22 protein-coding genes are annotated in these 24,289 nt (G+C 64.8%); 5 read left to right on the top strand and 17 right to left on the bottom strand.

The annotated features are described in order from the left end of the window. Window positions 1-14: 14 nt before the first annotated feature. Window positions 15-995, top strand: a complete 981-nt coding sequence (locus tag ACOZJV_RS29155) for a methyltransferase (protein ID WP_421549043.1) — start codon at window positions 15-17, stop codon at window positions 993-995. Here the strand turns inward: ACOZJV_RS29155 and ACOZJV_RS29150 are convergent. From ACOZJV_RS29150 to ACOZJV_RS29105, 10 genes are all read right to left on the bottom strand, one after another. Continuing rightward, complete coding sequence (locus ACOZJV_RS29150; protein ID WP_421549042.1) at window positions 990-2,939, bottom strand: response regulator; 1,950 nt, start codon at window positions 2,937-2,939, stop codon at window positions 990-992. The genes ACOZJV_RS29155 and ACOZJV_RS29150 overlap by 6 nt on opposite strands. Continuing rightward, a complete protein-coding gene (locus tag ACOZJV_RS29145) occupies window positions 2,929-3,804 on the bottom strand; it encodes a sensor histidine kinase (RefSeq protein ID WP_078468775.1) in 876 nt (291 codons plus the stop codon). Before ACOZJV_RS29145 ends, ACOZJV_RS29150 begins: the two co-directional genes overlap by 11 nt. Beyond that, window positions 3,797-4,813, bottom strand: coding sequence for an ATP-binding protein (locus ACOZJV_RS29140; protein WP_178102899.1), 1,017 nt, complete (start codon window positions 4,811-4,813; stop codon window positions 3,797-3,799). The genes ACOZJV_RS29145 and ACOZJV_RS29140 overlap by 8 nt, the downstream gene beginning before the upstream one ends. After that, on the bottom strand, window positions 4,804-5,208 hold the full coding sequence (locus ACOZJV_RS29135; protein ID WP_078468776.1) for an anti-sigma regulatory factor: 405 nt from the start codon (window positions 5,206-5,208) through the stop codon (window positions 4,804-4,806). Before ACOZJV_RS29135 ends, ACOZJV_RS29140 begins: the two co-directional genes overlap by 10 nt. Beyond that, on the bottom strand, window positions 5,205-5,567 hold the full coding sequence (locus ACOZJV_RS29130; protein WP_078468777.1) for an STAS domain-containing protein: 363 nt from the start codon (window positions 5,565-5,567) through the stop codon (window positions 5,205-5,207). Before ACOZJV_RS29130 ends, ACOZJV_RS29135 begins: the two co-directional genes overlap by 4 nt. A 2-nt stretch (window positions 5,568-5,569) precedes the next feature. After that, the gene (locus ACOZJV_RS29125; RefSeq protein WP_421549041.1) at window positions 5,570-6,421 is read right to left on the bottom strand and encodes an STAS domain-containing protein; all 852 of its coding nucleotides are present in this window, start codon (window positions 6,419-6,421) and stop codon (window positions 5,570-5,572) included. 374 nt (window positions 6,422-6,795) lie between these two features. Then, window positions 6,796-8,544 carry a ubiquinone-dependent pyruvate dehydrogenase gene (gene poxB / locus ACOZJV_RS29120; RefSeq protein ID WP_421549040.1) on the bottom strand — a complete coding sequence of 583 codons (1,749 nt, stop codon included), beginning with the start codon at window positions 8,542-8,544 and terminating at the stop codon, window positions 6,796-6,798. Window positions 8,545-8,662: 118 nt separating this feature from the next. Then, window positions 8,663-9,730, bottom strand: a complete 1,068-nt coding sequence (locus ACOZJV_RS29115; protein WP_078468780.1) for an NAD(P)/FAD-dependent oxidoreductase — start codon at window positions 9,728-9,730, stop codon at window positions 8,663-8,665. 139 nt (window positions 9,731-9,869) lie between these two features. Then, window positions 9,870-11,408 carry an MFS transporter gene (locus tag ACOZJV_RS29110; RefSeq protein WP_421549039.1) on the bottom strand — a complete coding sequence of 513 codons (1,539 nt, stop codon included), beginning with the start codon at window positions 11,406-11,408 and terminating at the stop codon, window positions 9,870-9,872. After that, window positions 11,405-11,902: a GlcG/HbpS family heme-binding protein gene (locus ACOZJV_RS29105; RefSeq protein WP_078468782.1), complete on the bottom strand. Its 498-nt coding sequence runs from the start codon at window positions 11,900-11,902 to the stop codon at window positions 11,405-11,407. Before ACOZJV_RS29105 ends, ACOZJV_RS29110 begins: the two co-directional genes overlap by 4 nt. A 103-nt stretch (window positions 11,903-12,005) precedes the next feature. Between ACOZJV_RS29105 and ACOZJV_RS29100 the strand changes: the two genes are divergently transcribed. After that, on the top strand, window positions 12,006-12,887 hold the full coding sequence (locus ACOZJV_RS29100; RefSeq protein WP_421549038.1) for a LysR family transcriptional regulator: 882 nt from the start codon (window positions 12,006-12,008) through the stop codon (window positions 12,885-12,887). Window positions 12,888-12,959: 72 nt separating this feature from the next. On the opposite strand, the gene dhaL is transcribed toward ACOZJV_RS29100, so the two are convergent. The 7 genes from dhaL to ACOZJV_RS29065 form a co-directional block, all read right to left on the bottom strand. Beyond that, window positions 12,960-13,604, bottom strand: a complete 645-nt coding sequence (gene dhaL, locus ACOZJV_RS29095; protein ID WP_201131477.1) for a dihydroxyacetone kinase subunit DhaL — start codon at window positions 13,602-13,604, stop codon at window positions 12,960-12,962. 3 nt (window positions 13,605-13,607) lie between these two features. After that, window positions 13,608-14,609, bottom strand: coding sequence for a dihydroxyacetone kinase subunit DhaK (locus ACOZJV_RS29090; RefSeq protein ID WP_078468784.1), 1,002 nt, complete (start codon window positions 14,607-14,609; stop codon window positions 13,608-13,610). Window positions 14,610-14,692: 83 nt separating this feature from the next. Further along, on the bottom strand, window positions 14,693-15,811 hold the full coding sequence (locus tag ACOZJV_RS29085; protein WP_201131475.1) for an MDR/zinc-dependent alcohol dehydrogenase-like family protein: 1,119 nt from the start codon (window positions 15,809-15,811) through the stop codon (window positions 14,693-14,695). Between the two features lie 39 nt (window positions 15,812-15,850). Beyond that, the gene (locus ACOZJV_RS29080) at window positions 15,851-16,609 is read right to left on the bottom strand and encodes an SDR family oxidoreductase (protein WP_078468786.1); all 759 of its coding nucleotides are present in this window, start codon (window positions 16,607-16,609) and stop codon (window positions 15,851-15,853) included. A gap of 185 nt (window positions 16,610-16,794) precedes the next feature. Continuing rightward, on the bottom strand, window positions 16,795-17,817 hold the full coding sequence (locus ACOZJV_RS29075; RefSeq protein ID WP_421549037.1) for a substrate-binding domain-containing protein: 1,023 nt from the start codon (window positions 17,815-17,817) through the stop codon (window positions 16,795-16,797). Between the two features lie 44 nt (window positions 17,818-17,861). Then, a complete protein-coding gene (locus ACOZJV_RS29070) occupies window positions 17,862-18,854 on the bottom strand; it encodes an ABC transporter permease (protein WP_078468788.1) in 993 nt (330 codons plus the stop codon). Then, window positions 18,851-20,338, bottom strand: a complete 1,488-nt coding sequence (locus ACOZJV_RS29065) for a sugar ABC transporter ATP-binding protein (protein WP_421549036.1) — start codon at window positions 20,336-20,338, stop codon at window positions 18,851-18,853. Before ACOZJV_RS29065 ends, ACOZJV_RS29070 begins: the two co-directional genes overlap by 4 nt. Window positions 20,339-20,621: 283 nt before the next feature. Between ACOZJV_RS29065 and rpiB the strand changes: the two genes are divergently transcribed. The 3 genes from rpiB (at window position 20,622) to ACOZJV_RS29050 (ending at window position 24,169) form a co-directional block, all read left to right on the top strand. Further along, on the top strand, window positions 20,622-21,083 hold the full coding sequence (rpiB, locus tag ACOZJV_RS29060) for a ribose 5-phosphate isomerase B (RefSeq protein ID WP_201131472.1): 462 nt from the start codon (window positions 20,622-20,624) through the stop codon (window positions 21,081-21,083). Between the two features lie 92 nt (window positions 21,084-21,175). Then, entirely contained in the window at window positions 21,176-22,156 is a 981-nt protein-coding gene (locus tag ACOZJV_RS29055) for a sugar-binding transcriptional regulator (RefSeq protein ID WP_078468791.1), read from the top strand. Between the two features lie 456 nt (window positions 22,157-22,612). Then, window positions 22,613-24,169 carry a TerC family protein gene (locus tag ACOZJV_RS29050; protein ID WP_078468792.1) on the top strand — a complete coding sequence of 519 codons (1,557 nt, stop codon included), beginning with the start codon at window positions 22,613-22,615 and terminating at the stop codon, window positions 24,167-24,169. The last annotated feature ends 120 nt before the right edge of the window (window positions 24,170-24,289 follow it).

Genomic DNA, 24,289 nt, shown 5'->3' with positions numbered 1-24,289 from the left:
AGGAAGCCCGGTCCATGATTGATTCCGCGCCACGCACCACGCCTTTGCATGACTCGTCCCAAGCCCAGGCCGATCAGGCCCTGCTGCGACTTGGGCAACGGCTGATGGCGGCCAGCTATCGGTTCATTACCCCGACGCCCCTGACCCACCAGCGGGTCAATGGGCGCCTGGCCGACCCGCGCGCGACGGACCTGCGTGGGGTGTTCGGCTGGTCACGGCCCTTCGATGCAGGGCTGTTCGACGCCGCCGAACTGGCCGAGCTGCAACAGGCCGGCATTGTCCAGGAGGACGCCGGGCAGTTGCGCAGCACGGTGCGCTGGTCGAGCCTGGGGCCCTTGCTGCTGGCCCATTCCGCGTACCCCACGGAGGAGGCGGACGCGGTGTTTTTCGGTCCTGACAGCTACCGCTTCGCCAGCCTGATCGAGGACCACCTGCGCCAGCGTTTCAGCCCTGTGCGGCGGGCGGTGGACATCGGTTGCGGGAGTGGGGTCGGCGCCTTGCTGGTGGCCCGCGCGCGCCACACGGCCGAGGTCCTGGCGGTGGACATCAACCCGCGGGCGCTGCGCATGAGCGCGGTCAACGCCGAGCTGGCCGAGGCGCACAACGTCAGCGTCTATCACAGTGATGTGCTGGGCAGCGTCGAGGGCCGGTTCGACCTGATCCTGGCCAACCCGCCCTATATGCAGGACACCCAACAACGGGCCTATCGCCACGGTGGCGGTGAGCTGGGGGAGCAGCTGTCGCTGCGTATCCTGCGGGAGGCGCTGCCGCGTCTGCAGTGCGACGGCAGCTTGCTGCTCTACACCGGCGTGGCGATGGTCGAGGGCCGCGACCCGTTTCTCGCCGCCGCGCGACCGCTGCTCGACAACGATGCCTATGCCTGGACCTACCGCGAACTCGATCCGGATGTGTTCGGTGAAGAGCTGGAGAAGCCGGGCTACGAACGGGTCGAGCGCATCGCCGTGGTGGCCTTGACCGTCACCCGCCGGTCATAGGTCCGGTGGCGCGTCGGCCACGGGGCTCCACTCCAGGGTCCGCCGCACCTTGGCCAGCAGCTCCTGGATATGAAACGGCTTGGAGATGATGTCCATGCCGTCCCCCAGGAAACCCTGGATATTGGCTGCGTTTTCCGCATAGCCGGTCATGAACAGCACCGGCAGTTCGCGGCGCCAGACCCGGGCCATATCCGCCAGTTCGCGCCCGTTCAGGCCCGGCAGGCCGACATCGGTCAACAGCAGGTCGATCGACGGGTCGCCCTGCAGGCTGGCCATGGCCTGTTCGACCTCAGCCGCCAGGGTGCAGCGGTAGCCGGCATCCACCAGCACCTCGGCGACAAAGCTGCGCACCGAGGGCATGTCTTCGACGATCAGCACATGCTCGCCGCTGCTGTCTTCGACTGCCACCAGGTGCTCGACCTGTTGCGCTGCGGCGTCGGCACTGGCCGGCAACATGATGGTGACCTCGGTGCCCTGGCGCGCCACGCTGCGAATCCGCGCATCGCCCCCCGATTGCCGGGCAAAGCCGTAGATGGTCGACAGTCCGAGGCCGGTGCCCTGGCCCAGGGGTTTGGTGGTGAAGAACGGATCGAACACTTTGTCGATCACGTTGTGGTCGATGCCGACCCCGTCGTCCCTGACCGACAGCGCGACATAGGGCCCGTTGTCCAGTTTCAGGTTGCCATGGGAGTACGCGGCATAGGTGGTGACCCAGATATTGCCGCCCTTGGGCAGCGCGTCGCGGGCGTTGATCACCAGGTTCAGCACCGCGCTCTGCAACTGGATCGGGTCCACCAGGGCCACGGCGGCCTTGGTGGTCAATTCGAGCTTGAGGGTGATGTGTTCGCCGATGGTGCGCACCAGCAATTCTTCCAGGGAGCGGATGTGCTCGTTGATGTCGATCGGCCTCGTGTCCAGCGGCTGCTGGCGGGCAAAGGCCAGCAGCCGATTGGTCAGCCCGGCGGCGCTCAGGGCCGAACTCAGGGCGGCGTCGGCGTAGTCGATGACCTTGTCGGTGCGCTCGCTGAGCATGCGCTTCTTGATCAGTTCCAGGCTGGTGATGATGCCGGTCAGCAGGTTGTTGAAGTCGTGGGCAATGCCGCCGGTGAGCTTGCCCAGGGCGTCCATTTTCTGCGCTTGCAGCAACTGCGCTTCGGTGCGTGCCAGCTGGCTGGTGGCGATGTCCAGCTCGGCCCGCTGGTCACGTTCGCGCAGGCGGTGTTCGGTGACGTCTTCGACAAATATCAGGCTCAGCTCGGGGCTGCGATAGGGCGAGATCTGCCATTCGGTTTCCCGGGTCTGGCCGGCGACCTGCATCTGCAACGTGCCTTTCCAGCGCTCGCCGGCCGCCAGGCGCAGACGCAGTTCCTTGAGCACCGCGCACTGGTCCCTGGCAAAGCATTCGAGCAGGGTGTCGGGGTTGAGGTTGTCCTGGATCAGTTGGGCGAACGCGTGGTTGCATTCGTGCACTTTCAGCTCGGCGTCCATCACCGCGATGGGCGCGCTGATATTGAAGAAAATCTCGCGAAAGCGTGCCTCGCTTTCTCGTAAGGCATATTCGGTGTCGCGCACCCGCAGCAGGGTGCGCAGGGTGGCCAGCAGCACGTCCGGGTCCACCGGGTGGATCAGGTAGGCATCGGCCCCGGCATCCAGGCCGGTGATGATGTCGCCGGTCTCGATCGACGCGGCCGACACATGCACCACCGGCAGCAGGGCGGTGGCCGGGTCGGCGCGCAGGGTGCGGACAATGTCGAAGCCGCTCATGTCCGGCAGGTTGACGTCCAGGATCAGGCCGTCGACCACCTCGCTGGCGATGATGTCCAGGCCTTCCTGGCCGGTGCCGGCTTCCAGTACTTGATAATGGTGGCGCTCCAGGCGCCGGCGCATGGCGTAGCGGGTGGCGGCGTTGTCGTCGACGATCAGCAAACGGATGTCACGCTTCATCGACGGGCTCCTCGGCAATTGAGAGAGGGATGATCACAAAGAAGGTCGAGCCTATCCCTGGCGTGCTGTCTACACCCACTCTGCCGCCCAGCAGTTCGGCAAAGCGCTTGCACAAGGATAGGCCAAGCCCGGTGCCGCGCAGGCGCTTTTGCAGCGGTGAGTCGATTTGCGAGAAGTCCTCGAACAGGTTGCTGTGCAGCTCCGCCGGGATCCCGAGCCCGGTGTCATTCACCGCAAAGCGGATTTCCTGCTGGTTCTCCATCCGCGCCGAGACCCGCACCTCGCCTTGCAGGGTGAATTTCAGGGCGTTGGAGATGAAGTTGCGCAGGATCTGCGCCAGTTTTTTATCGTCGGTGAACAAGCGAGGCAACCCCGACGGCTCTTCGAAGATCAGGTCGATGGACGAGGCGTCGACAATCGGCCGGAACATCCCGCGCAAGGCGGAAAACAGGTCCAGCATGTCGAACCAGGCCGGGGAAATGCTGATTCGCCCGGCTTCGATCTTGGCCAGGTCCAGCAGGTCATCGACCATGTCGCTGAGCTCGCGGGCAGAGCTGCTGACAAAGGCCACCTGCTTGTGCTGCTCGGGGCTCAGGGGGCCGTCCAGCTCGTCGCTGAGCAGGCTGGCGATGCTCAGGATCGAGCCCAGCGGGGTGCGGAACTCGTGGCTCATATAGGACAGAAAGCGGCTTTTCAGGTCCGAGGCCTGGCGCAGTTGCTCGGCCTGGGTATCCAGCTCGGCGTAGAGCGCCAGCACGCCCTGGTTGGTTTCATCCAGTTCGTCGCGCAGCGCCTCGGCTTCCGCTTGCAGCTGGCGCACCAACGGCGAATCTTCGGGGATAGGCGGGGGAGTGGAATCAGCCATCGATGGCCTCCAGGGCAATCACCAATACGGTTACGTCATCCCGGCCGCGACAGTAGTCACGATGCAGGACGGTCGCGATCAGGGCCGGGTGGCGCTGGGCGAGCCCGGGGTAATCCTGCAGGTTCCAGCGCGACTGTAAGCCGTCGCTGTATAGGATCAGCAACTGGCCGCTGGCGTCCGGGTAGTCGAAGGGTTGCGCCTTGCGGAACTGGCTGCCGACGATGCCCGGGTGCGAGGCCAGGCCCCGGGATTTACCCTGGCTGATCAGGCTGGCACCGATGTTGCCGATGCCGGTGAAGGTCAGCCGGCCTGCGGTGGCATGGTACTGGGCAATCGCCACGGCGCCTCCCCGGGTGCCGGTCATGGCGATATGCAGGTCGTTCATCAGCTCGGTGGGGCTGAGGAACGGTGCCAGGGCGAACACCTCTTCGCCGGCCCGCGCCGCCCGTTCGGCTTCACTGCCGTGACCCAGCCCGTCGACCACCAGCACACTCAGGCGCCCGGGTTCGAGCGCCAGGTGCCAGGCATCGCCGCAGGCCGGGTCGTTGTGCAGCGAGTGCTGGCTGACCCCGTAGCGCAGGTCCTTGACCACGGACTGGCGCGGATACAGCCGGGCCAGCAGCACCGAGCCACGTTCGTCGGCGTAGGCGTCGAACACCTGCGCCAGGCGGCTGATGCTGCCCAGGCCAATGCCCTGGGTGCCGCCGGTGGAATAACCGTCGATCAGGCAGTGGCGCAGGTCGAAGCCCTGGCCCCGGTCCACGGCGATGATCTCGATGCCCTGGGCCTCGGGCCCCGCCAGGGTGCGCAGGTGCAGGGCGCCGTGAGTCGCATGCTTGAGCAGGTTGCTCGCCAGTTCGGTGACCACCAGCGCCACGCGCCCGCAGTCGGTTTCGTCGAAACCCAGCTGCTCGGCGCGCTTTTGCGCGGTGCGCCGGGCATGCCCGATCTGGCTCGGGTCTTCGATCAACAGCACTTCGGTGAGTGCGCTCGGAATATTCAGGCCCATCGTGTAATCGTCACGCGGGTGCCCTGGCCGGGCGCAGTGTCCAGTACGAACTCATCCACCAGGCGCTTGGCCCCGGTCAGCCCCAGGCCCAGGCCGCCACCGGAGGTCCAGCCGTCGGTCATCGCCAGCTTGATGTCGGGAATGCCCGGGCCCTCGTCGCGAAAGGTCAGGCGCAAGCCGGTGCGGGCCTGGTCTTCGATGATGTCCCAGTCCATGTGGCCGCCACCGCCGTAGACCACGGTGTTGCGCGCCAGCTCGCTGACCGCCGTCACCAGCTTGGTCAGGTCGATCAGGCGCATGCCGCACTCCTGGCACAGCTTGCGTGCCAACTGGCGGGCCAGGACCACGTCCTGCTCGATCAGGATCGGATGGGTGCCGCTGCGCGCCGGGGTCATTCTGCCTGTACTCGGGTGCGCAACAGTTGCATGCCGCGCTCGACATTCAGCGCGGTGCTGACCCCGGGCAGGGTCAGGCCCAGTTCCACCAGGGTAATGGCCACGGCCGGCTGCATGCCCACCAGCACGGTCTGGGCGTCCATGATCCGCGACAGCCCGGAGATGGTGCCGATCATGCGCCCGATAAACGAGTCGACCATGTCCAGCGCGGAAATATCGATCAACACGCCCCGGGCCGAGGTGCGGCTGATGCGTTCGGACAGGTCGTCCTGCAGCGTCAGCGCCAATTGGTCATGCATATCGACCTGGATCGTCACCAGCAGAAAGTCGCCCATCTGCAGAATAGGAATGCGCTCCATGCTTAAACCGCCTTGCTGACAGTGACGCCCAGGCGTTTCAGGGCCAGGGCCAGGGCATCGGCCAGGTTGGCCTTGGTCACCACGCCCTGCAGGTCCAGGCCGAGGTGGACGATGGTCTGGGCAATCTGCGGACGCACGCCGCTGATGATGCAGTCGGCGCCCATCAGGCGGATGGCGGTCACGGTCTTGAGCAGGTGCTGGGCCACCAGGGTGTCGACGGTCGGGACCCCGGTGATGTCGATGATCGCGATCTCCGAGCCGGTGTCGACGATGCGTTGCAGCAAGGATTCCATCACCACCTGGGTGCGCTGCGAATCCAGGGTGCCGATCATCGGCAGGGCCAGCACGCCTTCCCACAGTTTGACCACCGGGGTCGACAGCTCCAGCAGTTCTTCCTGCTGACGCTTGATCACCGATTCGCGGGACTTCTGGAAGGTCCGGATGGTGTGCATGCCCAGGGCGTCCAGCAGCTCGGAAACTTCCCAGAGTTGCTCGGCCAGCAGCGCCGGCTGTTCCACGTACTCGTGTTGCAGCAGGGCAAACAGCGGGCCCTTGAGGGAGAAGATGAAACTGGCGGTCTGCTGCGAATCCTGGCCGATCAGGGCGCGGCTATGGGACAGCTTTTCCAGGAACTGCCGGGCTTCGGCCCAGTCGTCATGGTTCACATTCTGCGAATTGCCGGTTTTCAATGCGGCAATGATCAGCCCCAGGAAATCGGCGCCCTGCTGCCGCAAGTCGTCCTGCTTGATATTGCGCGCGGCACCTGAGGCCTCGAGGCTGGCGACCCATTCGCCCAGCAGGTTCTTTTGATTGTTCTGCAATAAATCCAGTGTGCGAGCTTGAAGTACCGCCATGTTGATCTCCTGGGAATAACGCTGATGTACACGACAGAAAGGACAAAAAGGTGACTGACCCGTGGCGGCGTCCCTGGGCGATAGTGCCTTTGGACCCGGACCTGGGGGCAGTCTTGCGCGGGCGGTAGTTTCTACCAATTTGAACCATTTTGAACACTGCCACGCTTGAAGAAAGTCTTAAAAAATACCGGGGTTGTGCTGGGTTGCTCATATCGAAATGAGGTCAACCAGCCAGAGCGTAGAAGACCTGCGCCCACGCTGCGGATTTTCTCCCACCATGCGGGGCACAAACGGGGGCAGGCGGGCAATGATGCGCACCACGGCCGTAGGTTGCGGGCCGTGGTGGCAATCATGAAGTTGCTGCTGTTTTGATGTCATTCCTGAGGCTTGGACCAGAGGCCCTTGAGCCAGTTGGTCTTGGCCAGTTCGATCACCTCATCGCCGCGCCCGCTCATCACCGCCTTGAGCATGTAGAGACTGAAGCCCTTGGCCTGTTCGAGCTTGATCGCCGGCGGCATGGCCAGCTCCTGTTTGGCGGTGACCACGTCCACCAGCGCCGGCCCGTCATGGGCCAGGGCGGTGCGCAAGGCGCCTTCCAGGTCTTCGGAGCGCTCCACCCGCAGGCCGAGGATGCCCATGGCATTGGCCATGGCGCCGAAGTCCGGGTTGTGCAGGTCGGTGCCGGTGTCCAGGTAGCCGGCGGATTTCATCTCCATGGCGACAAAGCCCAGGGAGGCGTTGTCGTAGACGATGACTTTCACCGGCAGCTTGAGCTGGGCCAGGGAAATGAAGTCGCCCATCAACATGCTGAAACCGCCGTCGCCTGACAGGGAAATCACCTGGCGCCCGGGGAATGCCGCCTGGGCGCCCATGGCCTGGGGCATGGCATTGGCCATCGAGCCATGGTTGAACGAACCCAGCAGGCGCCGCTTGCCGTTCATTTTCAGGTAGCGCGCGGCCCACACCGTGGGGGTGCCGACGTCAGCGGTGAAGATCGCGTCTTCGTCCGCCAGTTCGCTGAGCACCCGGGTCAGGTACTGCGGGTGGATCGGCCGGTTGGCGGCGCTGGGTTGGGCCAGGTCGTCCAGGCCCTTGCGGGCCTTGGCGTAATGCTTGAGGGACTCGTCGAGGAAGCTGCGGTCGCCCTTGTACGGCAGGCGCGGCAGCAGGGCGGCCAGGGTTTCGCCGACGTCGGCGGCAATCCCCAGGTCGAGGGTGGCGCGCCGGCCGAGGGCCTGCGGGTCGCGGTCGATCTGCACGATGCGGGCATCGCTGGGGTAGAACTGGCGGTACGGGAAGTCGGTGCCGAGCATCACCAGGGTGTCGCAGTTGAGCATGGCGTGGTAACCGGAACTGAAGCCGATCAGCCCGGTCATGCCGACATCGAACGGGTTGTCCCATTCAATGTGCTCCTTGCCGCGCAGGGCATGCACCACCGGCGCGCCGAGGGCGTCGGCCAGGGCCACCACCTGGTCATGGGCACCGGCGCAACCGCTGCCGCAGAGCAGGGTGGTGGCCTTGCTGTTGCTCAGCAGCTCGACCAGCCGGTCCAGGTCCTGGGGCGCGGGCAGGGTGCGCGGCGCGTGCAGTGCCGGCCAGGGCTTGAGGTGCGCCTCGACCTCCTGCAACGCCACATCGCCGGGAATCACCACCACCGCCACGCCCCGGTTGAGGATCGCGCTGCGCATGGCCCGGTGCAGCACCTGGGGCATCTGCGCCGGGTTGCTGACCAGTTCGACGAAGTGGCTGCATTCCTTGAACAGCTCCTGGGGATGGGTCTCCTGGAAATAGTTGAGGCCGATCTCCGAAGACGGGATCTGCGCGGCAATCGCCAGCACCGGCACATGGTTGCGATGGCAGTCGAACAGGCCATTGATCAAGTGCAGGTTGCCCGGCCCGCAGCTGCCGGCGCACACCGCCAGCTCGCCGGTGGCCGCGGCTTCGGCGCCGGCGGCAAAGGCCGCCACCTCCTCGTGGCGCACGTGCATCCACTCGATGCTGTCCATGGTGCGCAAGGCGTCGGTCAGGCCGTTCAGGCTGTCGCCGGTCAGGCCCCAGATGCGCTTGACCCCGGCTTGCTCAAGGGTGGTTGCCAGTTGCTGGGCAAGGGTGATTTTCGCCATGGAGTGCTCCCGTCGTCCGATTAAGAAGTCGTTGCGATCAAGAGAGGACAACAGGCGAGGGCGGATGATTCCACTGAGGGGGCACTTATCCGGCCCCCAGGGCGGTGTTGCCGCGCCCTCAGCTAAAGCGCGAGGGGCGGCAGGGGGCGAGGGCGTCGCAGGTCTGGCCGTGGATCAGTTCTTCGCTGACCAGGCGCCCGACCGTGGCCGCGAGGATCACCCCGGGGTGCATCACCGCCAGATACAGCCCCGGGTGCCCGGCACTCGGGCCAATCACTGGCAGGCGGTCGGCGGGCATCGGGCGCTGGCCGACCTCGACGCTGCGCAGGGTCACGGCTTCGGCGCCGCGCAATGACTGGCGCACGCTGAGCAATGCGGCCTGGGCCAGGGCGTCCGGTCCTTGTGCGCCGCTGGCGGCGATGTAGTCCTCGGCCATCAGCAAGCTGCCGTCCGCCGCTTCGCGGATTTCCATCTCGCTGTTGGAGATCAGGGTCTTGATCAGGCCTGGCGGGGCATCGAGACGGATCAGGATCGACGGCGAGGCCTGCACCGGCAGAGGCAGGCCCAGTGGGGCGACCAGGGTCGGGGTCGCGCAGCCGGCGGCGAGCACCACGTAATCGGCATGGCAGGCGCCGTTGGCGGTGTCGACGCCGATCACCCGGCTGCCGTCGAGTCGCAGGCCCAGCACCGGGGTCTGTTCCAGCACCTGGGCGCCGTGGGCTCGGGCCCCGTCCAGCAGGGTGCGGGTGGCGGCCACCGGATCCAGACTGCCCTCCGCGGGGGCGTAGCGGGCGCGCTGCGGCGGCGTGATCAGGTTGGGTTCAAGCTGCGCGACCTGGGCCTGGTCGAGCCACTGCAGCGATGGGCTGGGGCTGAGGTGGGCGCTGGCGCCGTTCGCGGCCAGGGCGGCGGCGGTGTAGCACAGCGCTCCCGACCACGTGATGCGCAGGTCCGGCAGCTCGTGTTCGAGGCGCCAATAGTCCCCCAGGGCTTGGGCGCGCAGGGCCTGGATCGCCTTAGGCGCTTCATCGGCGGTGTTGATCCAGGCAAATGAATGGCGGGTAACGCCGCTCGCCGCAACCGACTGCTCAAGCACCGTCACCTGTGCGCCCTGGCGTGCCAGGTGGTAGGCGATGGAGGCGCCGACAATGCCGGCCCCGACCACGATCACACTTGAAGGGGGCATCTGCACCTCGGGGGAGTGGGTATTTCAGGTGGCCGCACCTTAGCGCTGGCGGGTGGCGCCAGGCAAAGGAATGAATGTTATGAAAGTGCAACCGCCCCCAGGCTCGGGCGCGAGCCTGGGGGCGGTTGCAGAGGGGCTTCTATTCCAGCTTCAGGCTCAGGCCCTGGGCCTGGGGCAAGGGGGTGCGCATCAGCCGGCCGACCATCAGCGCCCCCAGCAGTGCGAGGATCCCGGCCACCGTCAGCACCCGGCCGAAACCGCCGACAAAGGCCTGCACGGCCAGGGGCTCGACCAGGGCCCGGGCGCTGTCCGGCAGGCTGGCCAGGGCGCCTTGCATATCCCCGGCGACCACCCGCGAGGCGATGTCCGGCGCCTGGTCCAGCCATTGCGGCGCCTGCTGGCCGAGATCGACCTGCAACAGGTGCTGGGTGTGGCTGGCCAGCAGCGCCCCGAACACGCCGATGGCCAGCATGATGGCGCTGAAACGCATGGTGGTGCTCATGCCCGAGGCCATCCCGGTCCGCTCCCGCGGCACGCAGGCCATGATGTTTTTCTGGGTGTCGCCATTGAGCAGCCCGGCGCCGGCACCGGTGACGGCAATCGCCAGGGCAAAGCTCAGGTAGCCACCGGCGTGCACTGCCCAGGCACTGAGCAGATTGCCCACCCCGACCAGGGTCAGGCCTGCGGCCATCAGGGTGGCCGGGGCGTAACGCCCGGCCAGGCGTGCGCCGATGCGCGGGCAAATCAGCATGGTCAGGGCAAATGGCAGCATGCCCAGGCCCGAGGCGATGGCGGAAAACTGCAGGCCGTTCTGCAAGTAGAACGGCAGCAGCGTCATCATCACCTGGGCGCAACCGGCGTAGGCGAACATCCCCAGCAGGGCGCCGATCAGTCGTGGGTGGCGCAGCAACTGCAAATCCACCATGGGCCGGCGCTGGGCTTTTTCGATCAGCACGAACAGCCCGAGTAAGGCCGCGCCGCCCAGCAGGCGGGCGTAGGTCAGCGGGTTGCTCCAGCCGATGCGGTTGGCTTCGATCAGGCCCCAGATCAGGCACAGCAGGCTGGCGCTGAAGGCCAGACTGCCCCAGGGATCGAGGCGCGCGGCCTGGGTGTCGCGGGACTCGGGCACATGGCGCAGGACCATGGTCATCAGCGCCAGGCCCACCGGCAGGTTGAGGTAGAAGATCCAGCGCCAGCCGATGTACTGGGTAATCAGCCCGCCAAGGGTCGGTGCGGCGGTCATCGCCACGCCCATGCAGGCGCCCCAGAATGCCCAGGCCTTGGCCCGCTGCACATCGTCGTGAAAGGTATGGCCGATGGAGGCCAGGGCCGAGGTCAAGAGCAAGGCTGCGCCCACGCCTTTGATCGCCCGGGCGATATCCAGCCACAGCGCCGAGGGGGCGGCGCCGCAGCCGAGGGAGGCGAGGATGAAAATCACCAGGCCGCAGAGCAGGGTCTTCCTGCGTCCGAAGCGGTCGGCGAGGCTGCCGGCGGGCAGCAGCAAGGCGGCGAAGGCCAGCATGTAGGCGCTGACCACCCATTCGATATCGACGAAGTTGGCCCCCAGGTCGCGGGCGATGCTCGGCAGGGTCACGGCGACGATATTGGTGTCGAGCACGATCAGCGAGCACACCCCGGACGCGGTGAGCAGGGTCCAGCGCGGGTTGGGTTGACTCATGGCTGACTCCGCTGGGGCAGGGCCGCCAGGGCGGCGAGGGCGATTTCATCATCATGGGCCGGGGTGTCGGCGCTGACCCCGATGGCGCCGATCACCTGGCCGTCGACGATGATGGGCTGCGCGCCTTTCATCATCAGCAAACCGGCGGTAATCGCCGCCTGACGCCCGCCATTGATGGCATTTTCCAGATCGCCCGAGGGCCGCTTGAACAGCGCCGAGGTGCGCGCCTTGCCCTGGGCCAGCTCGATCCCGGCGACCACCGGAGCACCGTCCATGCGCGCACTGAGGATCGGCCAGCCGCCGTCGTCGACGATCACCACCGCGCACGGCCAGCCCTTGGCGTCGGCGGTCTGCTGGGCGGCCTGGAGCAGCTGTTGGGCGCTCTTCAGGTCAAGGATTGCCTTGTGGGCAATACCGGTGTCGGCAGCGCCGGCAGAAGCGAGCTGCAGGCTGTAACAAGTGATCATCGCCAGAAACAGGGGTTTGACGCGCATGGCATAGGCTCTCTAGGGTGGAGGTCGAGCCAGCTTATCGCGACGCTTCGGGTGCCTTGTTAGGCGCAACGCGGGACTTCATTACCTTTGAGCTAACGCCTTTATGGAAATTCGTCATTTTCGCTACTTCCTGGCCGTGGCCCGGCAGCGCAATTTCACCCGCGCCGCCGAGCAGTTGGGCATTGCCCCGCCGACCTTGAGCCGGCAGATCCAGGACATGGAGCAAGCCCTGGGCACGCGCCTGTTCCTGCGCCAGCAGCGCGAGGTCAGCTTGACCGAGGCCGGTGCCGCGTTGGTGATGGAGGCCGAGGCCACGGTGCGCCAGTTCGAGTTTGCCCAGCGCAATGCCCAGCGCGCCGGGCGCGGGGAAATCGGCCATATCGAACTGGGCTACGTGGCCTCGGCGGTGTACTCGGGCCTGCTGCAAAAGCAGGTGCAGGCTTTTTGCCGGCAATACCCGGACGTCAGCCTCAGCGTGCGCGAAAAGCCCATGGCCGCGCTGCCGGGACTGGTGGCCGATGGGCGCTTCGATATCGGTTATATCCGCTCCCCCATGACCCTGCCCGAGGGGCTGGAAGCCATCGCCCTGGACGCCGATGGGTTTGTGCTGGCGTTGCCGGCGCAGTCCTGGCTGGCCCGCCTGGGGGACATCAGCCCGGAACATCTGCGCGGCGAGACCTTTATCCTCCCCGAACAGATCAGCGGCACCCTGCAAGTGGCGGCCCAGGGCGGCTACGCGCCGACCCTGGGCCCCCAGCCCGGCGGCCTGGTGGCCGTGCTGGCCCTGGTGTCCCTGGGCCAGGGCGTGGCCGTGGTGCCTGAGTCGGTGATCGGTCATATCAGCCTGCCCAACGTCCTGTACCGGCCGATCAAGGGCGGCGACGCCTCCTCACGCCTGTCCCTGATCCACCGCCGCTTCGAACAGGCCCCGGCCGTGGTGCGCTATCTCGAACAGATCAAGCGCGAGTATCGAAGAGTGCCCTGATAGAGCTGAATGGCGTGGCCGTTGGACCCTTGAGATCGCCGCGTTCCGTCAGATGCGCCAAGGCGGCAGCGGCTACAGGAGTCGGGGGCGGATGGAGTCGGCGAGGCGGGTCAGGATCAGGCAACAGGACACGGCGCCGGCATCCAGCACGCCGAGTGACCGTTCGCCCAGGCGGCTGGCACGGCCGATCCGGGCCACCAGGTCGCGGGTTGAGTCCCGGCCCTGAGACGCCGCGCTTTTCATGTGCTCCAGTGCTTCATGGAATGAAGCCCCTGCTGCGTGTGCCTGTTCGAACGCCTGCACCGCAGGGATCAGGGTGTCCATCAAGCACTTGTCGCCGACGCCGGCCTCGGTGATGTCTTGCAGCGAGGTCAGGCCACCGCGCAGCAGGCGGGCGAAGGTCGCCGTGTCGATCTCCTGGCGGTCGCGCACCTCATTGGCCATGCCGATAAACAGGCTGCCGTAGAGCGGGCCCATGGAGCCGCCTATGCCTTCCATCAGGCTCAGGGTCAGTTCGTCGAGTGCCCCGGCCAGGTCCAGTTCACGCCCTTCCAGGGCACGGCCACAGTGGGCAAAGCCCTTGGCCATATTGATGCCGTGGTCACCGTCGCCGATGGCTCCGTCGACTTCGCTCAGGTATTCACGGTTGGCGACTATTACGGTCACCAGGTCGGCCACGATGGCGCCGCCGTCACTGCTGGAAAAAGACTGGCTCATGGTTCACTCCGTCTGGGTCATGCCGATGGAGCGGCAAGGTTGGTCGATCAGGGTTTTGAGTTCGGCGTCCAGGCCCAGCAGGGTCAGGGTCACGCCCATCATTTCCAGTGAGGTGAAATAGTTGCCGACGTAACAGCGGTGCACCTTGAGCCCCTTGGCGCGGATCTGCCGTTCGACTTCAGCGTAGAAAATATACAGCTCCATCACCGGCGTCGCACCGAGGCCGGAAACCAGTACCACCACGCTATCGTCGGTACTGAAATCGCGGTCGGCGAGGATTGGCGCCAGCATGCGCTCGGCCATGGCCGCAGCGGACTCGACGGGGATGACCTCAATCCCCGGCTCGCCGTGGTGACCGATGCCCAGTTCCATTTGCCCGGGGGCGATCTGGAAGTTGGGCTTGCCCACCGCCGGAATGGTGCAGGGGGTGAGCCCCACGCCAATGGAACGGCACCGGTCGACGGCGTTCTGCGCGACCCGAATCACTCCGTCGAGGTCATAGCCCTTGGCCGCCGCCGCGCCGCCGACCTTCCACATGAAGATCTCGCCGGCCACGCCCCGGCGCTTGGCAATCTCGGCCTGGGGCGCGGAGGCCACGTCGTCGTTGGCGACCACAGTGCGCACCTGCAGGTCTTTGCTGGCGGCCATCTTCATCGCCAGTTTCACGTTCATATTGTCGCCCGCGTAGTTGCCGTACAGGCAGGCGACGCCCGCGCCCTGGTCAGCGGCTCGAAAGGCGTCGAAGAAGCTTTTGGCGGTGGGCGAAGAAAAGATTTCGCCCACCGCCACCGCGTCCACCAGGCCTGGGCCGACATAGCCGAGAAACGCCGGTTCATGCCCCGAGCCGCCGCCGGTGACGATGCCCACCTGGCCTGTCGGCGAGGCGTCGCGTTTGCAGATCACCCGTGGGTTGGTCTCGAACTGGGCCAGTTCCGGGTGCGCCAGCAGGATGCCCTGCAGCATGTCCTCGACCACGTGGTCCGGGTCGTTGATCACTCGATTCATGACGGGGTTTCCTGTGTTCTTGTTGTTGATATTGGCCAGCGTCCGAACATGGCCAGAATAGTGCTGGTAGCGGCTGCCGAGGGCTAGGGTTTGAGCACCACTTTCAATGAGCGGTCGCCGCGCTCCATGACGGCGAAGGCTTCCTTGAAGTCGGCCAGGGCGAAGGTGTGGGTCACCACGTCGCGCATGTCGATCTTGCGGTTGCCGATAAAGTCGATGGCCCGTGGGTACATGTAGGGGCCCAGGTGCGAGCCGAGGACGTCCAGTTCCTTGCGGTCGCCGATGATCGACCAATCCACTGTGGCTTCGTCGTTGAAAACGCTGAATTCGACGAACCGCCCCAGTTTGCGCAGCATCGCCAGGCCCTGGTTGACCGCCTTGTGATGGCCGGTGGCTTCGATGTAGATGTCGCAGCCGTAGCCTTCGGTGATTTCGCGAATCTTCGCCAGTACGTCGACTTCGGCCGGGTTCCACACTTCGTCGGCGCCCATGCGCAGGGCGAGTGCGGTGCGTTCGGGCTTCATGTCGAGGACGATCAGGCGCTTGGGGTTGCGCATGCGCACCGCACCGATGATGCCCAGGCCCAGGGTGCCGGCCCCGGCGACGACTACGATGTCGTCGAAACCCACGTCGGCGCGATCAGCGGCGTGCAGCGAACAGGCCAGCGGCTCGATCAGGATCGCTTCATCCGGCGCGATGCTGTCCGGCACTTTGTGCACGATGCCTTCCTTGGTGAAGATCATGTACTGCGCCATGGCACCCTGGACGTTGTTCTGGAAGCCATACAAGTCGTGCTTCTGGCACATCCAGTACTGGCCGTGATTGCAGAAGCGACAGCCCCAGCACGGCACTATCTGTTCCGAAATCACCCGGTCGCCCACCTTGACCCCGCGTTTCTCAGCCCCTGGCCCCAGGGCCACCACACGGCACACGAACTCATGGCCGGGGATCATCGGTGGCTTGACGTAACGTGGCTGCTCGGCGTCGCCCCAGAACGAAGGCGCTCCGCGATAGGTCTTGATGTCGCCCATGCAGATCCCGCAGAGCTCGACCTTGGTCAGGATCTCCTCGGGCCCTGGGATGGGCACCGGGACCTGCTCCAGGCGGTAGTCCTCCGGGCCATAACAGACCACGGCCTGCATGGTTGCCGGAATCGTTGGCGACAGGCGTTCGTGTGTCGGGGTTTCGAGCAGCGTAGACATGGCAGCGGACCTCATCGAAATGATGTGAAAAGCGCGTATTTACTGAATGCTGTAGCCGCCATCGATGACCACGTTCTCCCCGGTGATCATCTTGGCCGCGTCGCTGAGCAGGTACAGCACCAGCCCGGCGATTTCCTCGGGCTGGGCGAAGCGCCCGACCGGGATCTGCAACTTGGCCCGTTCACCCAGCTCGCCGGCCCAGGCTTTCTTGCCCAGGGCCGTTTCGACGATGGTCGGTGAAATGGCGTTGACGTTGATGCCGTGGGGCGCCCACTCCATGGCCAGGACCTTGGTCATGCCCACCACCGCTGCCTTGCTCGCGCAGTACGCCACGTGCCGGTCGAGGCCGATGACCGCAGCCTGGGAAGCGAGGTTGACGATGCGTCCGTGGCCTTGCTCGATCATGTGCCGGGCACAGGCCTGGGCCACGAAGAAACTGGCCTTGAGGTTGATGTCCAGGGTGGTGTCCCAGGCGCTTTCGCTGACTTCCATGGCCTTGTCCAGCAGGGCGACCCCGGCGCTGTTGACCAGGAAGTCCAGGCGCCCGTAGTGCGCGGCCATCAGGTCCACCGCGTCTCGTACTTGATCTAGCTGGCGCAGGTCGATGGCCAGCCCCAGGTGCCCGTCGCCGAGGCTGGCGGCGATATCGGCCACCGCCGGGTCGCGGTCGAGCAGGGCAACCTTGGCCCCGCGCTCCACCAGCAGGTTGGCGCACGCCAGGCCGATCCCGGCGGCGCCGCCCGTGATCACCGCGCAGCGGCCGTTCAGGTCGAAGGCCTGATCCCAGAATCCGGACATGTCATGACTCCTCTATAAAACGATGGGCTGTAAAACCGACCAATCAACTGCGTCAGGTGTTGGGGGCGGCTGCACCACCCAGCGCGAGCAAGTGCGCTCGCCACGGGGAGGGTGCAAGCCAGCGATAGATGATTGCGCTGGCAGAGCGCAGGTGCCAGGCCCCGGAGCGCTGGCGCAGGTCCGACCTATTTGCTGCCCGCTACCTGCTGGTACAGCGCATCGGCATTGCCGTTGGTCACCGGCACCCACGGCAGGATGTACAGCTTGTCGCTGCCATCGCCCCATTTCACGTCCTTGGCATAACGTTCCCAGATCACCGACTGCGGCTTGTAGTCCTTGCCGGCCAGGGTTCGCAGGGCTACATCCAGCGCACCCTGGGACTGGGCCTGGGCATCCTGGAGGAAGGTGGTGACTTCGCCTTTTTTCGCCGCCTGGATCGCATCCGGCATGCCGTCGATGGAGGTCACCGGCACGTCGCTCGGCGACAGGCCGCGAGATTTCACCGCCTGCAGGGCGCCCAGGGCCATGTCGTCGTTCTGGGCGATGATCCCGGAGATGCCGCCATTGGGGTGGGCGTTGAGCCAGTCTTCGGTCAGCGACAAGGCCTCGGCGCGGGACCAGTTGGCGGTCTTCATTTCGATGACCTTGATCCCCGGATTCCTCTTGAGGATCTCCATCTCGCCTTTTTCCCGGTCAATCTGCGCCGACTGGCCAATCGGTCCCTGGATGATCACCACATTGCCCTTGCCCTTGAGCTTGTCGACCATGGCCTGGGCTTGCAGGCGCCCGCCCTCGACATCGTCGTTGCCGACATAGGGCACGTTGGCGCTGGCGACCTTGGTGTTGGAGGCGATCACCGGGATGTCGTTTTCCATGGCCCGGGCCACGGCGCCGACCCCTGCCTTGGTGTCGATCGGCACAAAGATGATCGCGTCATAGTGCTGGGTGACCATGGTTTCGATCTGGTTGTTCTGGGTCAGGGCGTCATAGTTGCCGTCGAACACAGTGATCTGCACCGTGCCGTCCTTGACCGCCGGGTGCTGCTTGAGCTCGCGGACCCAGTTCTGCATGAACTGGCCCTTGAGCCCGTACACCGCCGCGCCGATCTTGTAGGTTTTTTCTGCAGCGAAGGCAACGCTGCTGCTGAGCAGGGAGACAGCCGCCAGTGTGGCCAGGGATGTGCCGAGCTTCTTCGGTGAAAGCTTCATGGGGAACTCCTTATTGTTGTGGTCGTGCCGTGCAATGAACGGGGTTAGCGTTTTTTCTTGCGCCAGACATCGATGAGCACCGCAAACACGATGATCAAGCCCTTGGCGACTTGCTGGTAATAGGAGGACACCCCGAGCAGGTTCAGGCCGTTGTTGATCACGCCGATCAACAGGGCGCCGAACAGGGTGCCGACAATGCTGCCGGTGCCACCGGAGAGGCTGGTGCCGCCGATCACCACGGCGGCGATGGCGTCCAGTTCATAGGAGGTACCGGCCTGGGGCAGGGCGGAGGTGGTGCGCGCCGAGAGCACCACGCCGGCCAAGCCCGCCAGCAGCCCGGATACCACGTACACCGAGAACATCACCTTGCGCACGCCGATCCCGGAAGTGCGGGCGCTTTTTTCGTTGCCGCCCACGGCATAGACGTAGCGTCCGTAGGTGGTGTAGCGCAGGACCATCCAGAAAATCAGCGCGACCACGGCGAAGATCACCACCGGCACGCCGACCGGGCCGATCTTGCCGATGCCCAGGGCCAGGTAGTTTTCCGGCAGGTCGGTGACCGGGCTGCCGTCATTGAGGATAAAGGTCATGCCGCGGGCAATGCTGAGCATGCCAAGGGTTGCGACAAAGGGTGGGATCGACAGGTTGGCCACCATGAAGCCGTTGACCACGCCGAGCATGGCCCCGGCGAACATTCCGGCGCTGACCGCCGCCAGCAGGCCGTAGCCCTGGGTCGCCACCAGGGCGCTGCACAGGCCGGCGAACGCCAGGATCGACCCCACCGAGAGGTCAATGCCCTTGGTCAGGATCACGTAAGTCATGCCTACGGCGAGGATCCCGTTGATCGAGGTCTGGCGCAGGATGTCCATCCAGTTGCGCCAGGTCATGAAGTATTCGCTGGCAAACGCCATGACCAGGCACAGCAGGATAAACACCAGCGGCAGGCCGAAGCGGTCCAGGGCCAGGCGCAGTCGGCTGCGTGGCGCGGGGTGGGTCGAGGCTGGCAGGGTCGGGGTGGCATGGGTCTTGGCGTTCATGAGGCGAGACTCAACAAGGCTTCCTGGGAAAGGGCGGTGTCAGTGCTGATGGTGACCAGCCGGCCGCCCTTGAATACCGCGATTCGATCACTCAGATGCAGCAGCTCGGGGGCCTCTGAAGACACCACGATGGCTGCGCCGCCGGCACGCACGAACTCGTCCAGCAGGTGGTAGATCTCCTGCTTGGCGCCCTCGTCGATGCCTCGGGTCGGCTCGTCGCACAGCAGGCAGATCGGCGTGGTCGACAGGCACTTGGCGAGCACCACCTTTTGCTGGTTGCCGCCGCTCATGGATTCCACCGGCAGGTCCAGGGAGCTGGTCTTGATCTGCAGGCGCTGGACCATGTCCCGGGCCAGTTGCAGTTCTTTGCGCGCACTGATCAGCGACCAGCTCGACAGCTGGCGGTAGGCGCTGAGGGCGATGTTGGAGAGGATGCTGCTGCTGAGTACCAGCCCGCTGTCCTTGCGGTCTTCGGTGACCAGCGACATGCCGGCGCGAATGGTCGCTGCCGGCACGCCCACCGGCAGCGGCTGGCCTTGCAGGGTGACGCTGCCAGCATGGGGTTCGGTCAGGCCATAGATGCAGTTGAGGAATTCGCTGCGCCCTGACCCCATCAGGCCGTAGATGCCGAGAATTTCGCCCTGGCGCAGTTGCAGGCTGATGTCCTGGAACTCGCCGTGGCGGCTCAGGCCCTGGATATCGAGGCAGTTTTGCGCGGCGCACTGGCGCCCGGCCTTGTGATCGATGCGTGTCAATTCCTGGCCGACGATGCCGCGCACCAGGTGGGCGCGGTCGATGTCGGCCATGCGCCCGCTTTCAACAAAGGCGCCGTCGCGAAAGATGCTGTAGTCGTCGGCGATCTGCGCCAGTTCGCTGAGGCGGTGCGACACGTAGATGATGCCGGCGCCACGCGCGGTGAGGCGGCGGATGGCCTTGAACAGGGTCTCGGCCTCGCGTTCGCCAATGGCCGAGGTCGGCTCGTCCATGATCATCACCTGGCAGTCATGGCTGAAGGCCTTGGCAATTTCCACCAGCTGGATTTGCGCCACGCTCAAGCGGTGCATGGGGCTGTTGGCGTCGACCTCGAACTCCAGGCTGGCCAGCAACTCGCGGGTGCGCCGGTTGAGTTCCTTGCTGTCGACGATGCAGCCGGCGCGACGCGGTTCGCGACCGAGCCAGATGTTTTCGGCGACGGTCATGTAGGGGATCGGTTCCAGCTCCTGGGTGATCATCGCCACCCCGGCCGCCAGGGCGGCGCTCGGGCGGTCGAACTGCACCGGCTGGCCGTTGAGCAGGATGCTGCCGGCATCGCGCTGGGTGATGCCCATCAGAATGCCGAGGAAGGTGGACTTGCCGGCGCCATTGCCGCCGCACAGGGCATGCACGCTGCCGGCACGCAGGGAGAGGCGACCGTCACGCAGGGCAGGGATCCCGGCATAGGCCTTGGCGACATGTTCAGCCTGGAGCAGTAATGGCGTGGCCATCGGCGTGTCCTCGTGCTGTGAATTCTTATTAGATCGCATAACCATGTTTTGCGCTGATCATATGTGTAACAAATGAAATTCTGATCAGTCAATCCCTTTCGCTTTAAATATGTCCCGGTGGCGAGTGAGGCTTTTTACCGCCCTGTGTAGGGCGTTATTCCTCGGACCTGGTAAATCTCGCTTGACAGTTGAGGGGCGAATGCCTGAAAAATGACTGATCAAAGTTTCACTGATTGATCATATGATCAGTCATGCTCTTTCCCTGTCAGCGGAGCGAAATGCGATGAATAGAGCCTTTTCAGTGGCGATTGGATGCGATGAGGCGGGGTTTGAACTCAAGGAGCTGCTCAAGCGGCACATCGAGGCACTGGGGCATCCGGTCGAGGATTTCGGCACCCATTCCCTGGAACCGGTGCTGTACCCGGACATAGCCCTGGCCGTGGCCACGGCCATAAATGCCGGGCACCACCGGTTGGGAGTGCTGGTGTGCGGCACCGGCATCGGCATGGCCATCTCGGCGAACAAGGTGCTGGGGATTCGCGCGGCCCAGGCCCATGACACCTATTCCGCCGAGCGCGCACGCAAGAGCAACGATGCGCAAATTCTCTCGATCGGCGCGCGGGTAGTGGGGGTGGAACTGGCCAAGAGCATCGTCAAGGCGTTCCTGGAGTCGGAGTTCGAGGCGGCGCGCTCGGGGGCCAAGGTCGAGCGGATCAATGCCATCGAGCGTGATGGTCATCAGTGAGGGGCGCAGGGCTGCGCGCAAGCCGCTTGTAGACGTACCCCGCATCCACTAGAGAGAATGCGCCTTTGACGCCAAGACGGAAGCCAGTCCACATGAGTGACAGTACCCAGCGCGGGGCCAGCGATATCGATCTGATGACCGAAGTCGCCATGCTCTATTACCTTGAGAACGTCACTCAGGAAGCCATTGCCAAGCGCTTCGACCTGTCGCGGGCCAAGGTCAGCCGCCTGCTCAAGCGGGCGCGGGATGAAGGGATTGTCGAGGTCCGGGTGCTGCAGCATCCGGCGATGAACAATGAGCTGGAGCAGGCGCTGGTGGAGCGCTTCCAGTTGGATCGGGCGCTGATTGCGGTCGATCACAGTGACCCGGATACCCAGCGTTCGGCGGTTGCCAGCCTGGTGGCCAACTACCTGAACAAGACCTTGAGCGACGGCATGATCGTCGCCGTCGGCATGGGCCGCAATGTCGGGGCGGTGGCCGATAACGTGTTTTTGCCGGTGACGCGCAACTGCACGTTCGTCTGCGCCATCGGCGGTTCGCTGCGGGCTGGCGAATATATGAACCCGGACCATATCTGTCGCCGTCTTGCCCTGCGTTTCGGGGCTGAAAGCGAAACCCTGTATGCCCCGGCGCTGGTGGCCAATCCGGAACTGCGCAGCGTGCTGATCAGCAACGATACCGTGCGCTCGACCCTGGATCGCGCACGCCGCGCCGACATCGCCCTGATTGGCATCGGTGATATGAGTGAAAACAGCAATATGGTGCGCATGGGCTGGTTCTCGCCCCAGGAAATCGCCCAGGCGCGATTGTCCGGCACGGTGGGCGACATGATGGGCTACGACTTTATCGACATCCATGGCCAGCCGGCGGTCAACGCGATCCAGGGGCGGGTGATCGGTTTGAGTGTGCAGGAATTGGTACGCATCCCCGATGTGGTCGCCATCGCCAGTGAAAACACCAAGGCTGCCGCGACCCTGGGTGCCTTGCGTTCCGGGGTGATCAACACCCTGGCGACCACCGTCACCAATGCCCACACCATCCTCGCCCTGGATGATGCGACCCGCAGGAGCTAAGGGTTGCAGGTGCGGCTTTCAGGTTGCACATAGCGCCTGTAGCCGCTGCCGCCAGGCTGCGCTGGCCCTTGAGGTCGCCGTATGCCGTCAGATACGCCACGGCGGCAGCGGCTACGGGGTTTATAAAGTTTTGTAATGATTTCCTGCTGTGGGGAATGTGACTGGGCGCTGTAATCTCCAAGTCCGTTTTTTATATCAGGACTTGCATGAACACCCTTTCGGAGCCTCCCAGTCGTCCTTTCCCCAGGACGCCGCACCTCTCCCTCGTTCCATTCGCCTCACGCCATTCGGCCGCTCTGAGGCGTTGCCGTCGCACTAAGTTTCCGGTTTTTCGATTCTCGCCAACGGTTGCCCTGGTCGGTCGGCGCATGCGCCCGATTCCTGCTACAACCCGTTGTGCGGGCGTTTTTTTGCGCCCGGCTGCCTGAATTCAATTAGAGAGATCGCGTCGTTTTTATGGAATGGATAGTGGACCCCACGGCCTGGCTTGGCCTGTTGACCCTGATCGTGCTCGAGCTGGTGCTGGGTATCGACAACCTGGTGTTTATTGCGATTCTGGCGGACAAGCTGCCGCCCCATCAGCGCGACCGGGCGCGGATCATCGGCCTGTCCCTGGCGCTGTTGATGCGCCTGGGCCTGCTGGCCAGTATTTCGTGGCTGGTCACCCTGACGCAGCCGCTGTTCGAGGTGTTCGACAAGAGCTTCTCCGGGCGTGACCTGATCATGCTGTTCGGCGGTGTGTTCCTGCTGTTCAAGGCCACCATGGAATTGCACGAACGGCTTGAGGGCCATATCAGCCAGCGTACCGGCAACGCCGCCTACGCCATGTTCTGGCCGATCGTGGCGCAGATCGTGGTGCTTGACGCGGTGTTCTCCCTGGATGCGGTGATCACCGCCGTGGGTATGGTCGACGAACTGGCGGTGATGATGATCGCGGTGATCATTTCCATCGGCCTGATGATCGTCGCCAGCAAACCCTTGACCCGCTTCGTCAATGCGCACCCGACGGTGATCATGCTGTGCCTGGGCTTCTTGATGATGATCGGTTTTGCCCTGACCGCCGAAGGCCTGGGCTTCCATATTCCCAAGGGCTACCTGTACGCGGCCATTGGCTTCTCGATCCTGATCGAAGTGTTCAACCAGATCGCCCGCGCCCGGCGCAAGAAGTCGATGCAGGGCCTGCGGCCGATGCGCGAGCGTACAGCCCATGCGGTAATGCGCCTGCTGGGCGGGCGGAAACTGGCGGTGGAGGAGGTAGGTGAGGAAATTGCCGACCTGCTGGACAACGGCCAGGAACCCACTGCCGAGCTGTTCGACCGGCGCGAGCGGGTGATGATCAGCGGCGTGCTGCAACTGGCCGAGCGGCCGATCCGCAGCATCATGACCGCGCGTGCCGATGTCGACCATATCGACCTGGCGGACAGCCCCGAGGTCATCCGCACCAAGCTTATGCATTCGTCCTATTCGCGCCTGCCGCTGATCCGCAATGGCGCGGTGGATGAACCCCTGGGCTTCGTGCACAAGAAGGAACTGCTCAAGGAATACCTGGCCGGCAATCCGCCGAACCTGGAGCACCTGGCGCGCAAGACGCCGAACCTGCTGGACAGTTTCTCGATCCTCAATGCCCTGGAGCAGATGCGCAAGGCCTCGACCCACATCGCCTTCGTGATCAACGAATTCGGCGATTTCATCGGGCTGTTGACCATGACCGACATTCTCGAATCCATCGCCGGCGAGTTGCCGGACGCCAGCGAAATCGAAGGCCCGGACATTGTCGAGACCGAGGATGGGCTATTGGTCGGCGGCGCGTTGAACCTGACACAGATCCGCCAGCGCACCGGCTTCGCCGCCGAGCCGACCGATGATTATCAGACCCTGGCCGGGTTGGTCATCAGCCTGTTGGACCGCCTGCCGGTGATCGGCGATCGCCTGGAATGGCAGGGCTGGAGCCTTGAGGTGATAGCTGTGGAAGAGCGCCGGGTCACCCGGGTCCTGCTCAAGCGCCTGGGATAGCCGTCGGGGGGGGGGGGGGGGGGGGCCCCCCCCCCCCCCCCCACCCCCCAAAAAAAAAAAAACAAAACACCAAACGAACAGCGCCCCCCACAAAAACCAAAAAAAAAAACAAAAAAAAAA

This window comes from Pseudomonas sp. QD4 (assembly GCF_049199125.1).
Lineage (GTDB): Bacteria > Pseudomonadota > Gammaproteobacteria > Pseudomonadales > Pseudomonadaceae > Aquipseudomonas.
The sequence above is the reverse complement of the archived record's forward strand: the minus strand, read 5'-3'. Positions and strand labels throughout refer to the sequence as shown.